This window comes from Methanobrevibacter cuticularis, from assembly GCF_001639285.1.
Taxonomy (GTDB): domain Archaea; phylum Methanobacteriota; class Methanobacteria; order Methanobacteriales; family Methanobacteriaceae; genus Methanobaculum; species Methanobaculum cuticulare.
The window spans coordinates 25,273-39,768 of the sequence record NZ_LWMW01000064.1; the positions used below are offsets into that span (position 1 = coordinate 25,273).

Annotated in this window: 12 protein-coding genes; 9 read left to right on the forward strand and 3 right to left on the reverse strand. The window is 25.4% G+C overall.

Annotated elements, in window-relative coordinates:
- Nucleotides 1–254: 254 nt before the first annotated feature.
- On the reverse strand, nucleotides 255–473 hold the full coding sequence (locus MBCUT_RS01870) for a hypothetical protein (protein WP_067258131.1): 219 nt from the start codon (nucleotides 471–473) through the stop codon (nucleotides 255–257).
- A 10-nt stretch (nucleotides 474–483) separates the two neighbouring features.
- Between MBCUT_RS01870 and MBCUT_RS11655 the strand changes: the two genes are divergently transcribed.
- From MBCUT_RS11655 to argB, 8 genes are all read left to right on the forward strand, one after another.
- Nucleotides 484–705, forward strand: a complete 222-nt coding sequence (locus MBCUT_RS11655; protein WP_169805364.1) for a transposase — start codon at nucleotides 484–486, stop codon at nucleotides 703–705.
- A complete protein-coding gene (locus tag MBCUT_RS11660) occupies nucleotides 698–994 on the forward strand; it encodes a transposase (protein WP_067258134.1) in 297 nt (98 codons plus the stop codon). The genes MBCUT_RS11655 and MBCUT_RS11660 overlap by 8 nt, the downstream gene beginning before the upstream one ends.
- A gap of 921 nt (nucleotides 995–1,915) precedes the next feature.
- Nucleotides 1,916–3,820 (forward strand): right-handed parallel beta-helix repeat-containing protein, encoded by a 1,905-nt coding sequence (locus MBCUT_RS01880; RefSeq protein WP_157082431.1) that lies wholly within the window; start codon nucleotides 1,916–1,918, stop codon nucleotides 3,818–3,820.
- 392 nt (nucleotides 3,821–4,212) lie between these two features.
- On the forward strand, nucleotides 4,213–5,484 hold the full coding sequence (locus MBCUT_RS01885; protein ID WP_067258139.1) for an Ig-like domain repeat protein: 1,272 nt from the start codon (nucleotides 4,213–4,215) through the stop codon (nucleotides 5,482–5,484).
- Nucleotides 5,485–5,721: 237 nt separating this feature from the next.
- A complete protein-coding gene (locus MBCUT_RS01890) occupies nucleotides 5,722–7,146 on the forward strand; it encodes a hypothetical protein (RefSeq protein ID WP_067258142.1) in 1,425 nt (474 codons plus the stop codon).
- A 246-nt stretch (nucleotides 7,147–7,392) separates the two neighbouring features.
- Entirely contained in the window at nucleotides 7,393–8,796 is a 1,404-nt protein-coding gene (locus MBCUT_RS01895; protein WP_067258144.1) for a glutamate decarboxylase, read from the forward strand.
- 186 nt (nucleotides 8,797–8,982) lie between these two features.
- Complete coding sequence (locus tag MBCUT_RS01900) at nucleotides 8,983–9,198, forward strand: HVO_A0114 family putative DNA-binding protein (protein WP_281177920.1); 216 nt, start codon at nucleotides 8,983–8,985, stop codon at nucleotides 9,196–9,198.
- Nucleotides 9,199–9,656: 458 nt separating this feature from the next.
- Complete coding sequence (gene argB, locus MBCUT_RS01905) at nucleotides 9,657–10,562, forward strand: acetylglutamate kinase (RefSeq protein ID WP_067258149.1); 906 nt, start codon at nucleotides 9,657–9,659, stop codon at nucleotides 10,560–10,562.
- A gap of 258 nt (nucleotides 10,563–10,820) precedes the next feature.
- Here argB and aksF read toward each other — a convergent pair whose 3' ends face one another.
- Together aksF and MBCUT_RS01915 are read right to left on the reverse strand one after the other, a co-directional pair.
- Nucleotides 10,821–11,828, reverse strand: a complete 1,008-nt coding sequence (gene aksF / locus MBCUT_RS01910; RefSeq protein WP_067258152.1) for a homoisocitrate dehydrogenase — start codon at nucleotides 11,826–11,828, stop codon at nucleotides 10,821–10,823.
- Between the two features lie 189 nt (nucleotides 11,829–12,017).
- Nucleotides 12,018–12,599 carry a hypothetical protein gene (locus MBCUT_RS01915; protein WP_067258155.1) on the reverse strand — a complete coding sequence of 194 codons (582 nt, stop codon included), beginning with the start codon at nucleotides 12,597–12,599 and terminating at the stop codon, nucleotides 12,018–12,020.
- A 568-nt stretch (nucleotides 12,600–13,167) separates the two neighbouring features.
- Between MBCUT_RS01915 and MBCUT_RS01920 the strand changes: the two genes are divergently transcribed.
- The gene (locus tag MBCUT_RS01920; protein ID WP_067258159.1) at nucleotides 13,168–13,635 is read left to right on the forward strand and encodes a HEAT repeat domain-containing protein; all 468 of its coding nucleotides are present in this window, start codon (nucleotides 13,168–13,170) and stop codon (nucleotides 13,633–13,635) included.
- Nucleotides 13,636–14,496: the final 861 nt, after the last annotated feature.

Sequence of the window (14,496 nt, forward strand, 5' to 3'; positions counted from 1 at the left end):
TTCTTTTTTATTATTTTTTCACCTCCTTTTTATTATCTATATATGTTGTTATAATACTATAATATGTTTTTTATGTAAATTTTCTTAATATGGATACTATGAAAACTGAGTATATAACAGTATATAAATTATATTAACTAATATTTAAGTCTTTTCAATTGTGTGTTAAAATTATATATTTTTATATCGCTTAATTATTCTTTACCCCCCAAATACTATTAATAAGAAACCATCAAAAAGTATGCTAAAAACGATTATAAGTCTTCTAATTTCATATCACACCCAATCATTGCATGAGCAATAGATATAGCTACCAAAAATACGTAGAAAAACTTAAGGGATAAAAAACCTAACAAAAAACTAGATGAAGCAAATATTATAGCTCCAGCCGTGTTAAGATGAATTTCTCGAATAAATCCAGTTAATGCATCACATGCAATTCCTAAAAAGCAAGCTAAAACAGGATCAAACATCTCACCACACTTGCAATACAACATAGAAAAAAACACTTACACATGCTCTAATAACAGAATACTACCATATAAAAAGACTTACGATATTAATGGTAAAAAAAGAAAAGTATTTTACACAAAAGACTGTAAAAATTGCCAATATAAAGAAGAATGCACTCCCCATTCCAATTATAGGATAATATCACATTATTCAACCAGCTATCAAGATTTAATGAGTCAAAAAAATGGATAAAAAAGAAAACCAAGAAATCTACAAAAGAAGAATAATAGCTGAAAGGCCTTTCGCCCATATGAAACATAATCTAAACTTCACACAAGCAAGCACAAGAGGAATAAAGAAAATTCAAAACGAAATCAATTTAATAGCAGCAACACACAACATAAAAAAAATACACACATTCATCAACAACCCCCAAAACCAAAACACATCAAATAACCAAATTTTAACATTAAACCAAAAAAACAAAACAAAGAAAATAAAAAAACGGAACTACATAAAAAAAATAAGAAAAAATTCATAACAAACACAAAAAATTTTAAAAAAATTATTTCCCAGCTGATTTTAATTGTACAATTATTTAATAGTTCTTCAATAATCAATTATTATTTTTTGAATAAGTATTACTATTTTTTTATTTTTTTATTTTTCATTAAAACTTGATTTTTTCTGTTTAACATGTTATTTTTTCAAAAGTTATCCTTATTTGGTAGATTGATTTTAATTTAGCTAATATTTTATCTCTTTTTATCATAATCTCTAAAGAAATTCCAGATTATATATATCGAAAAGTATTACTATAATACTTTTTTTGACTATATGATTATTTACTATTGATTTGCTAATCGTTTTATATCTTGTATTGTTTTTTATCATCAAATATAACTTTATTTCAATATTTACACCTAATTCTAATGGTTAATTTTTAGAAGTGTTTAAATAGTTATTACTATTAAGTAAAATTATATTAAGTTATATAACTAAGAATTAAGCCATTTATGGAATTCTACTATATGAAAAGATTATAAATTTATATAAAATCCACATAAAACTTTAATAATTCTCCGAATTCCTTTAAATTTATTATTTAGATAAATAAAGCGATTTAAAAAGGTTTTCACTAAAGTTTATATTTTTTTCTAGAATGAAATTTCAGATTATCTGCATAGGTTTAAACAGACTAAATTTTGGGTTACTTGACATAGTATGTTACTAAAAAGTATTCTAATATTATTAGCATTTTTAGTTATTATTTCTTGATATTTTAAGTTTAGTTTAATAAATAAATTAAGGGGGATTAATATTGAATAAAAATAAGTTAAATTATAAATCAGAATATAATTTAAACTATCAATTAGGCTATAAGTTAAACTATAAGTTAAACTATCAATTGAGCTATAAATTGAGTTATAAATTAAGTATATTAATTTTATTTGCTCTTTGTTTGTTTGCTTTAACGATAAGTAGTGCTAGTGCTGAACCTGTCATTATAAATATAAATTCTACTGGAACTTTAAATCATAGTATTGATAGTATTGGGGATGGATCTGAAGGAATTATAAAATTAGCGGATGGTACTTACAAGGGTTTAGGTAATGTTAATTTAAGCTTTAATAATAAAAATATTACAATTATAGGTAATTCAAAAGATAAAGCTATAATTGATGGTGAATATTCAACTGGAAAGCTTAATTGGTTATTTAATGTAGGATCTGGAGGTTCTTTAGCATTGATAAATGTAACTATAAAAGGATTCACAAGTTCAGGTGCTACTTCAAGTGATGCTGCAATTAAAAATCAAGGTGATAATTTTTACATTTCTGGTTTAACTGTTAAAGAGTCTTATCCTCAAAAAGGTGCTGCAAATCCTGATAAACCTGCATTAATCTGGAACAGTGGGAATAATTTTCTCATGGAGGATTCTTTAATCATTAGTCCAGGTATCTTTGAAGGACCAGCAAGAACTATATACAATGAAGGGCTTCATGGCACGATTGATAATTTAACTATGTATAATCCTAATAGATATGGTATTGATAATATTGGAAATTATTTCACACTTAAGAACTCTTTCTTTACAGAAACAAACCCTTTTGCAACATCATCAATGGTTTGTTGTCCTATTCAATCAGATGCAAATCATACATTATTTGCAAATATAACTGTTAGTAATTTCCCATGCTGTCCAATAGCTTTTGATGGAAATAATATTACAGTATCTTATATAAAAGCCTACAACAATTCAGAAGCAATAAGTATGGCTGCAAGTAATGTAAACATTTTACATTCTTTATTTGATGGTGGTAGAGATTCTGCTATTTCAATTAATGGTGGAGAGAACATAACTATAGATAATTGTACAATTAAAAATTCTAAAGATTCTGGAATTAATAATGCGCCATCAGCTTCATCTGATAGACCAGCTACTAATGTAACTGTTAAAAATTGTGTTTTTGAATCAAGTTCAAGAGCTATTAAAAATGCAGGGGATGATTTTAAAGTACTAAACTCAAATTTCACTAAAAATACAGGAGATTATGGTGCAGGAATTTATAATAAAGCTAAAAATTTTTTAGTAGATGGATGTATATTTACAGCTAATATTGCAGACAATGGTGGAGCAATATACCAAGATGAAAATGGAACCATGAGTATTAAAAATTCTAAATTCATAAATAATAAAGCAGACTATGGCAGTGCAATATTCCTTCAAAAAAGTGAAATGAACACATCTAAATCTGAATTTATAAATAATATTATATATAAAGGCAGTGATTCCACTTACAATGAAGATTCAAATGCTTATAGTACTAATTTAAATATAATAAGTACAAATCAAGCTGCAAATGGAGGAAAAATTACAATAAAAGTAAAATCCACAGGAATTAATGGAGTTATCGTAAAAAGTCAGATTATAACACTTAAAATAGGATCAAAAACTATTTCTGGAAAAACTGACTCAAATGGAATCGCAACATTCATATACACACCTACAGCTATTGGAAAGTTGAGTTTTTCATCTACATCAAATGATATAAAAATTGGTTCTACTCAATATAAAAAATCAGCTATTTCTAGTAGTATAGCTAATGTTCAACTAGCTATTCTTAAAAAAGTCTCAGATAAGACTAATAAAAAAGGAAAGATTTATACAAGGATTATTCAATGGAAAAATTCAGGTAATATAGCTGGATCAAAAGTAGTTACAATTGATTTGAAAAAATATAAACTTTCTAAAGCTTCTTACGAGTATGCTAAAAAAGTTTCCCTTAAAAAAGGTAAATTAACAATCAAATTCAATTTAGCTAAAAGAACCACAGGAAAAGTTGTACTTATCTTAAAAAAGTGAATGGATGTTGAAATAAATAGAATTTTAGTAAATAAATGGATAAGAGTTTATTTAATTTGTTTAAATATTATTAAACTTTTCTCCATTCTTTTATTTTTTATTTATTAAATTTTTATCATTATAATTAATATATATATAGTATATTATCATGTTTAATAGTAAATATTTAATATATATTATTAAATATATAATATACATAATATACAATAATATACAATAATATTTAATAATATATAATAATATATAATATTAAGTATATAATATTTAGTAAATAGTATATAATTATTACTAAAAATATTTGTTAAATGGATATATTGATTAATGAAATATAGTGGTTAAATTAATTATTGAATTAAGGAGGAATTATAATTAGTTTTAAAAAAATTATTTTGATGTCCTTATTTGTTTTGGCGATTATTGGGTTTTCTTCTAATATTGCATTTGCTCATGACCCTTTTCCACCAGAAATTAAGTTTGTATCTCCTATAGATGGATCCGATGCTACTAATAATGTTAAAATTAAGGTTTCTATTAGGACACATACAGCTATAAATGGCGAGGGTGTAAAATTTGATATTTCAGGACCTAATAATTATAAAAAAACTCTTAAGGGTGAAAAATCTAGTGATACTACATGGGAATGTTATTGGGATACAAGTTCAGCACCAAATGGAAAATATTCTATAAAAGCTGAGGCACAAGATGATGATTATCCTCAAGGGCCAGGTGTAAAAGTCATAAACATTAACTTAAACAATGTTAAAAAAGAGACAAAAATTCTTATCAATGATGTTAAAGCATTACAAGGCACTAATGTTAATGTAATAGCTACATTAAAGGATGGTTTTAATAAAATCATTACAAATAAAAAGATAGAATTCACAATCAATGGAAAAACATATTCTGCCACAACTGATAGTAGTGGAGTAGCTAAAATCACTTTAAAAGGAGTAAAAGGAACTTATACAGTAAATGCCAAATTTTTAGGTGATAATAGCTATATGTCCTCTTCAAATAGTGGAAAATTGTATGTTACAAACAATGTTTACAGTTTAAAAGTATCTAACATCGATTCTGATAAAAATAAGATAGTACAACTTAAAACTACTTTAACTTATAAAAATAAAAAGGTAGCTAATAAAAAAATTAAGTTTTATGTTAACAATGTTGTTGTTGGAACAGCTAAAACAAATAAATATGGTATCGCTGTATTGAAATATAGAACTAAATTAAATCATGGAAAATATACTGTTTTAGCTAAATATAGTGATAATGTGGTTAATATTGGTGTTTTAAAAGTTAAAAAGGCTAATGTTTATCTTCAAATTACTTCAAATAAAGCTAGACCAAAAGTTGGAAATACTATAACTATATTCTACAGAGTTAAGAATGATGGTCCAGATACTGCAAGTAATACAAAATTAACTTATAAGATACCTTCTAATCTTAAATATGTAAAAGCAGTAGGATCAGGAAGTAAAAAATATAATTCAAAAAGTAAAACTTTCACATGGACTATCAGTAAAGCTAAAATTGGAACTACACTTTTAAAGTTAACATTCAAAACTAAAAAGTCTGGAAGAGCTTTATTAACCCCAAAAATTACAACTGACACATATAACAAATATTCTTCAGGTAAAAAATTATATATAACTATTGTTTAGAATATAGAAATTAACTAATTTTTAATTAATAATATATTCTATTATTTTTTATTATAATTTGTATTATTACCAGTATAATAATCAGATAGCTTAAAATTAGATAGCTTAAAAGGCACTGTCTAAAATCCTGCTGATTTTTTTTTTGAAAATCTTAAATATTAGTTAAAAAGATGTTTTTGTTTTAATGATTTTTTTGGAAAAAAAGTTTATTATAGTTGGTGGTTATAATTTATTATTATGGCTAAAAACAAAAATAACCACCATTCTATGTTTTGTAGTGATAAAGTATTTAAGTTTTTCTTTGATAGTGAAAAAGGTAAAGTTTATTTAAGTGATGATATTTCACCAGAATTTGTTTTATTAATGGATAATTTCATGAATGAGAAGTATGAAGTGGTTTATCTTAAGTTGATTGAGAAATGTCCTGTTTGTAACTCAAATTTAAGTAAAAATGGAACTGACAGGTTCTTATTGAATAAGAATAGGGAAATAAAGAAGCAAAAATATGTTTGCAAAGATAAAGAATGTCAAGAACACACACGAGCATGCTTAGACAAATTCATAGACAAAAATTGTAATTATACACAGGATTTAAGAGAATTTGGCTTAAATACAAGTTTAATTGATTATTGTTCCTATGATAAAAAATCAGATCTCATTGAACTATTAACAGGTGTATTAATACCTAGATCAACAGTATATTATCATGAAAAAGCTTTATCTGATGAATATTTGGATAAAAAAGAAAAAGAAATGACTGGCATGATTAAAGAGTTGGGAATCGAACCTGAAGGTGTTTATCATTATGATGAACAAGTATTATGGGTTAATACTGAAATAAAGTTACGAATGACCATATTATGTGCAACAACCAACTTAATAATCTGTGACGAAATTATAGACGGAAAAGATTTCGATAAAAGCACGATTAAAAAGTTTTTGAAAAAATCTTTAAAAGGTTTAAAGCTAAAAGCTATTGTTACTGATGGGTATCGGTCTTATCCTTCAATTATTAAAGCTTTAGGAGCCATACATCAAAAGTGTGTTTTCCACAAAATGCAAACACTCATGAAAAAAGTAATAAAAACCTTAAACAAACTAAACAGAAAAATAAAAAACAACACAGAGAAAATAGAAAAAAACAAGCTAAAAATCACAGAACTGAAAAGTAAAAACCATCACAAAAGAGGTAGAATAAGCTTAAAAGATAAAAAAAGGCAAAAATATAGTGGCAAAATAAAAAAACTAGAAAAAGAAAACAGAACACTTCGAACTTCGATTCGTCAAAATAAATCAAAAATAGATGAAATCCAAAAATACACAGATAAAATATCCCTAATGTTCAAATCAAAAACTAAAGAAACCGTATTAAAAAGATTTAATAAATTAAAAGATAAAATAGAAGAATTACCTGAAGAAATCGCAACATTCATCGAAAAACTATCAAAAGACATAAACAACACACTAAACCACATCAAAAACAACGATATACCAAATACTAATAATAAAATAGAAGGATACTTTAAAATAACACTTCCAAGATACTTAAAAAGAACATTCAGAACAGAAAAAGGACTAAACACAAAACTCAGACTAAACAGAATACGATGGACAAAAAGAAATGTTATAAAAAATAAAATAAAAAAATCAGCAGGATTTTAGACAGAGCCTATAATTAATATAATTATTTGAATATCATTATAATTTAATTATTATCTTAAACCATCATATATTAATTAAATTATTAAGACATTTTTTATAATATTATAAAATTAAAATATCAAAGATTTTCAAATATTATAAAATTAAAATATCAAAGATTTTCAAATATTATAAAATTAAAATATCAAAGATTTTCAAATATTATAAAAATAAAATTTGTTTTATAGAATATGAAGGAATGATTAAATGTTATCTAACAAAGTAAATTTGAATAAAGCTAAAAGAGAAGGAAAAAACACAACAACTTATGGAAGTAGATATTTTTCAGAACCAATTCCTAAATTTGAAATTCCAGAATCAGGAATGCCTCCACGAACAGCTTATCGATTAATTAACGATGAACTGAACCTTGATGGAAATCCTAATCTTAATTTAGCTAGTTTTGTTACTACATGGATGGAACCTGAAGCAGATGTTCTAATAGCTGAAAACAATGGTAAGAATTTCATTGATAATGATGAATATCCACAAACTGAAATTATTCAAAATAGAGTTGTTAACATGCTTGCAAGATTATTCAATGCTCCTGGGGACTGTGATTTTGTTGGAACTAGTACAATAGGATCATCTGAGGCAATAATGCTTGGAATTCTTGCACACAAATGGGCATGGAGAGAGAACAGAAAGAAAAAAGGAATTAATACTCCTGAAACTCCAAATATAATTATGGGAGCAGATGTTCATGTTGTGTGGGAAAAATTCGCTAAATATTTTGATGTGGAACTTCGAATGGTTCCTATGGAAAAAAATAATTATATTTTAACTGCAGATAAGGTTAAAGATAACATTGATGAAAATACAATAGCTATTGGTGTTATTCTGGGAACTACATTTACAGGACAAATTGATGAAATAGAAAAAATAAATGATCTTTTAGAAGAAGTCAAGGAGACAAAAGGGTGGGACATTCCAATTCATGTAGATGGTGCAAGTGGAGGTTTTGTTGTTCCTTTTATTTATCCTAATTTTAAATGGGATTTTAGACTTTCACATGTCAGATCCATAAATGTTTCAGGTCATAAATATGGGCTTGTTTATCCTGGTGTAGGATGGCTTATATTTAAAGACAAAAAATTTATTTCTGAGGATTTAATATTCCATGTAAACTATTTAGGAGGAGTTATGCCAACTTTCAACCTTAACTTTTCAAAGGGAAGTAGTATGATATTAGCTCAATATTATAATCTTTTGAGGCTAGGAAAAGGTGGATATACTCAAATAATGGAGAATTTAATAGAAATTACAAACTATCTTAGAAACAATCTTGAAGAAACAGATGTTTTTGAGCTATTGGGCAGCGACTTAAAGCTTCCTATAATAGCTATTAAGATTAAAGAAGAATTTAAAGATAATTTTACAGTATTTGACATATCTAGAAAACTTAGAGAAAAAGGGTGGCTTGTTCCAGCCTACACTCTCCCAGCTAATGATGAAGAAACAGCTGTTTTAAGAATAGTTGTTAAAGAAAATTTTAGCCGAGACATGGCAGATCTTCTAATGGAAGACATTTATGATGTATTTAGCTATTATAATAAGTTAAAAGATGAAGGAAATGATGATATTAAAGAGGATTCTATAAACATATTTTAATATTTATTTTTGAGAGTGTCCCATAATTACTTTTTCACTAAACAAATCTACAAACATTTGAAGAAATTATTAAGATAAATTAAACAAAAAAAGAAAATCTTGGTGATTTTTACAAATTTGTTCATGCAAAACTTAATTATGGGACACTCTCATTGTATGATTTTGAAGGCATAACTGAACCAAAGCATAAATGAACCAAATTTAAAACTCATAAACATGATTAAAAACAACAAACCAAAAAGCATAAGTGAATTAGCTACTATGCTTAAAAAAGATCCAGGTAATGTAGCTAAACAAGTAAATAAATTAAAAGAAGATGGATTAATAGATTTAATAGAAGGGAAAATACATAATATGAAAACACCTGTTTTCAATTATGATAAAATAGAAATAGCTATTTAGTGATTTCATTATTTTTCAAGAAATTCTAACAGTTTATCTAATTGTTCATCACTTATTATAAGATAATTGATTATGTTATTTATTGTTTAATTCAATGAATTAATAAAACTAAATAATAGTACAGTTTTTTTTACTAAGTTTATGTATAATATCTTAATTGTGTTTTATCATTTTTTTATCATTAAATTCTAATTTTATTAATTATTATTCTTATATTTATTTTTATATTTTTTCATCGTTTTTCTTAAGATTTTTTTCTAATAGATTTTTTTTGTTTAAATAGTTATATATATTAATTATGAATTAATTAAATAATAATTAAATGTATTGTAGTTAATTATTGTAATCATAATATAGTATATTATAAAATATTATAAATTATTGATTAATAATAAAAATTGTAGCTTGTTTATTAGGTAATAACAAGATTTTTTTAGAATAATTATTAAGTGAACCTTATGTCAAAAAAGATAGAAAATGACCCAGCTTCTGCTTCTATTTTAGTAGAAGCCTTGCCTTATATTAAAAGATTCCATCATAAAAAGATAATGATAAAATATGGTGGCCATGCCATGATTGATGATGAAGCTATGTCCTTTACAGCTAGAGATACAGTTCTTCTTAAGTATGTAGGAATGGAACCTATTGTTGTTCATGGTGGGGGTCCTGAAATCACTCGTTCTATGAATAAAATGGGGAAACAGCCAAAATTCATCAAAGGACTCAGAGTTACTGATGAAGAAACCATGGAAATCGTTAAAATGGTTTTAGTTGGAAAAATAAACACTAATATAGTTTCTAAAATAGGATTTCATGGTGGAAAGGGGGTAGGTGTTTCTGGAAAAGATAGTGAACTTATTCTAGCTTCTAAAAAAGCTCCTCATAAAATACTAAATATAGTGACTGGTGAAGAGGAAGAAATAGATCTTGGCTTAGTTGGAGAAATAAGTTCTTTAAACACAGAGATAATTGAAATGTTCACAGATAATGACCATATTCCAGTAATATCTCCAATTGGAATTGATGAAAAGGGTGATACACTTAATCTCAATGCTGATACAGTAGCTGGGGAAATAGCTTCTGAAGTAATGGCTGAAAAGCTAATAATATTAACTGATGTTCCAGGTCTTTTAAAAGATCCTAATGATCCAAATAGCTTAATTAAAAAAATCAAAATTGATGAAGTGGATAATCTAATTGAAAAAGAGATAATAACTGGTGGAATGATTCCTAAGATAGAAACTTGTGTTAAAGCTATTGAAGGGGGAGTAAAATCTGTTCATATAATTGATGGGAGAGTTAAACACTCACTACTCCTTGAAATATTCACAACAAGGGGTGTAGGAACAATGATAACTAAATAATTAAGTTATGTAATTTCATTTTATTAATGAATAATTAAATTTATTTGAATATTGATGTTATGAGAATATAGTAATGATGTAGTATTGATATTATGAGAATATAGTAATGATGTAGTATTGATATTATGAGAATATGGTAATAATGTAGTATTGATGGTTATGATAATATGGTAATGATGTAGTATTGATGATTATGAGAATATGGTAATGATGTAGTATTGATAGTTAGGAACTAATAATAAAGTAAAATTTCAATATTTAGGTTTGTTTGTTTATTTCCTCAATAACTGCATTAGCTAAGTCCATTGTTTTAGCAGTTCCACCCAAATCAGGAGTAGCTATTTTTCTTGCTTTTAATACATTTTCAACGGCCGTAGTAATCTGATTAGCATAATAATTTTCATCAAGAAAATCTAACATCATAGCTGAAGATAATATCATAGCTATTGGATTTGAAATATTTTTCCCTGCTATATCTGGAGCTGAGCCATGAACTGGTTCAAATAGTCCATTATTATCTCCAATATTACCTGATGGTGCAAGACCTAATCCTCCCACAAGACCTGCGGCTTCATCAGACAATATATCTCCAAATAAATTAGTAGTTACAATGATATCAAAACTTCTTGGCTCTTTTATGAGGTACATAGCTACTGCATCAATATAAAGATCTTCAGATTTGATTTTTGGGTAACTTTTAGCTACATCATAAAAAGTTCTTTTAAACAGCCCATCAGTTTTCTTCAATACATTAGCCTTATGAACACAGGTTACTTTGTTTCTTTCATCTGATATGGCTTTATCAAAAGCAAACCTAGCTATTCTTTCACTAGCTTTTTTGGTTATTATTCTCTCAGATATGGCTATAGTTTCTTCTTTATCTCCATATGATTCTACTTGTGAATATAATCCTTCAGTATTTTCACGAACCACAAGAAAGTCTAAATCATTGTATAATGAATTAATTCCTTCAAATGATTTAATAGGGCGCAAATTAGCAAATGCATCAAGTTCTTTTCTAAGAGTTATTATTGGACTTCTTTCTCCAGGTGTTGATGTAATAGCTCCAAAAAGAGTTGCTTGACTATTTTTTGCATTTTTTAGAGTTTCTTCCGGAATAGTATTTCCATTTTCTTGAAAATATCCATCTCCTGCTTCAGATTTTATAAAATCAAAATTTAAATCTAATGCATCTAAAACAGCTATTCCAGCTTCCATTACTTCTTTTCCTATTCCATCTCCAGGAATTGTGGTGACTTTAATCATAGTAATCAAATTTATATGTCAAGTTAACAATACTTTTTTATTTTATTTGTTATAAATATAATTAATTACTTTCTATATTTAATTGTTAGTTCATATTATTAATTAGTATTAGCTTTATCTAATTTTTTCATTATTTCATTTTTCTTGAAGTTTTGTTTAATAGAATTGTTGATTCATTTACTATATATTCTATTCTTTCTCATCCTCTTTGAGCTTTTCAACTCTTAAAATACTATTATCTACAGCAGCAGCTATTGTATTCATTGAACTTTCAATACTATCTTCTTCTGAACCTAAAAACTCAATATTTTGAATGTATCTTAAATCCATATCACATTCTTGAATATGATGTTCATTATAAATATCATCAAACTCGATTGTTATTCCATATCTTGGAAAATTGGACCCAAATTTTTTTATATAATTGATTGGTACATCGAAAAAGGTAAATACCTCATAACCTGGTGGAAAATTAGAAAGCATGCTTTCAAATAGTGAATCATAGTTATATCCCTTACTATTTTCAATTGGAGGGTTTGAATATATTTTCACATTCCTTGCTTCTGTATCACCAAAATTTTTTACTACTAGATACAATATGTTGTTTTGTTCTTTGAAATATAACATCACATTTGCCTGATTTGTTTCTTTTCTAGTTCTAGTCATTTCATTAGCAGTTTTTTTTGTGAAAAAAGCTAATATAAAAGTCCCTATAGCTAAAGATGCAGTAGCAATAAATACTAATGTATCAATATCGTGTAAACTGATCATGTTACTAATTCCTGTTTAATTGATTTTAAATATTAATCGATTTTTTTATTTTAACTAAATATTTGTCTATGTTTTTTATTAAGCTCATAATTATTATTTAATTGGTATATATTTAATTATACCATTTATTTCTATGATTTAATATATTAATTATCACTATAGTTATTTTTTATTTATTTAATTTAATAATTTTTAATATAATTATAACTATATATTTTGCATAAAAAATTATAATTAAAACATGTATCATTACTAATTATTAATAACAATTAAATAGTTTTAAACGAAAAATTAATATTAAAAATTTTAACTCTTAATGTATTTTAGAAAAATATATATCTGTATTTATTGGATTGTTATTATTCTAAAACCATAGATTTATTAAGCTGTTTTAACAAAAGTTCACATATATTATATGTATCTAACTGGATTGCATATATTATCTTTTTAGCTAATTATTAGATATTAATATTAATAAAGATTAATAGGACTCATAAAAGTTCACAAAATTTAATATTGAAATTAATAATTAAATAACAAGTTATTATGAATTTAAGGAGATTATATCATGGAAAAAAGTATAGAGGAAATCATTAAAGATTTAGAGGATGAAGACGAATTTACTCAAGAAGAAGCTTGTGCATTACTTGAATCAAATGCAAAAGAATCTCTTGAGCCCCTCATTGAAGCATTATTAACTAATCGCAATAAGAATGTGAAAATATCTGCAGCTAAAATTTTAGGATTAATTGGAGATGAGCGAGCTATTGAACCTTTGATAACAACTCTTCGTGATAACAACAAACTTGTTAGAAGAGAAGCTTCTACTTCATTGAGTCAAATGGGAGAAAAAGCTATTGATCCTTTGATAAATATTTTGACAGATGATGATTGGAAAGTTAGAGGAGCGGCTGCTTGGGCATTAGGTGGAATAGGTAATGAAAGAGCTATTGACCCTTTAAACAAATTACTTGATGATGAAAGTGGGTTTGTTAATGCAGGGGCTAAATGGGCAATAGCTAATATAAAAAGTTAATTTACTTTTAATATCAAGTATTAATTACTTTAAAGAATTGAAATATAGTAAATCATCGTACTTCTTTTCATATTCTTTATTTTGAGTTTAGTTAATTTTTTATTTAGTTATTTAATTTTGGATTTAGTTAATTTTTTATTTAGTTATTTAATTTTGGATTTAGTTAATTTTTTATTTAGTTATTTAATTTTTTATTTAGTTATATTTTATATTGGTCATCGGGAGATTATTAGTGTAAATATTAGTAGTATTTAGTGACACTCATTTTACTTAACTATTTGACAATTTTAAGTACATAATTAACGATTTTCTATTAGAATTATTACAAGACCATTTAATATAACAACTAAGAAATTTTTGCATCATCAAGTATATATGAGTGATAATTTTTTAATTAACTACTATCTAGCCATTATTCTATTATTTTTATTTTCTATTATTTTAGGGATTGTTTAATTTATTTTGTAAATTACCTTATTTTTTTAAACAATAGTTGTTAATAAGGGATAATTTCCTATGATTTATTAGAAAAAGCATTCTTTCGGAAATTGCTTTCCGGTACATTTATATATTATAAAAACTTAATTAAACATGTGAAAGAATTAAATACTATTTTTATAATTCTTAAAAATTTTATAGTAATTTATAAATTTCCTAGAAATCTTAAAAGTTTTATAGTAATTTATAATGTTTACTAGAAATAAATAACTAGAAATAAATATATAGTGTTTTACCAAAAATTTATAAGTATATATTAAAAATTATAATTTATTTCATATTATAACAAATTTTTTAATTGTAGAATTTTTAAAAGATTTTTATAAAAATCCTAAAATTTGAATTTATGATAATTTTTAAGTA

What these genes read in the sequence shown, in the direction of transcription:
- MBCUT_RS01870 (WP_067258131.1), bottom strand. Translation starts at nt 473, where the DNA reads ATGTTTGATCCTGTTTTAGCTTGCTTTTTAGGAATTGCATGTGATGCA.
- aksF (WP_067258152.1), bottom strand. Translation starts at nt 11,828, where the DNA reads ATGATTAAAGTCACCACAATTCCTGGAGATGGAATAGGAAAAGAAGTA.
- MBCUT_RS01890 (WP_067258142.1), top strand. Translation starts at nt 5,722, where the DNA reads ATGGCTAAAAACAAAAATAACCACCATTCTATGTTTTGTAGTGATAAA.
- MBCUT_RS01920 (WP_067258159.1), top strand. Translation starts at nt 13,168, where the DNA reads ATGGAAAAAAGTATAGAGGAAATCATTAAAGATTTAGAGGATGAAGAC.
- argB (WP_067258149.1), top strand. Translation starts at nt 9,657, where the DNA reads ATGTCAAAAAAGATAGAAAATGACCCAGCTTCTGCTTCTATTTTAGTA.
- MBCUT_RS01895 (WP_067258144.1), top strand. Translation starts at nt 7,393, where the DNA reads ATGTTATCTAACAAAGTAAATTTGAATAAAGCTAAAAGAGAAGGAAAA.
- MBCUT_RS01915 (WP_067258155.1), bottom strand. Translation starts at nt 12,599, where the DNA reads ATGATCAGTTTACACGATATTGATACATTAGTATTTATTGCTACTGCA.
- MBCUT_RS01885 (WP_067258139.1), top strand. Translation starts at nt 4,213, where the DNA reads ATGTCCTTATTTGTTTTGGCGATTATTGGGTTTTCTTCTAATATTGCA.
- MBCUT_RS11660 (WP_067258134.1), top strand. Translation starts at nt 698, where the DNA reads ATGGATAAAAAAGAAAACCAAGAAATCTACAAAAGAAGAATAATAGCT.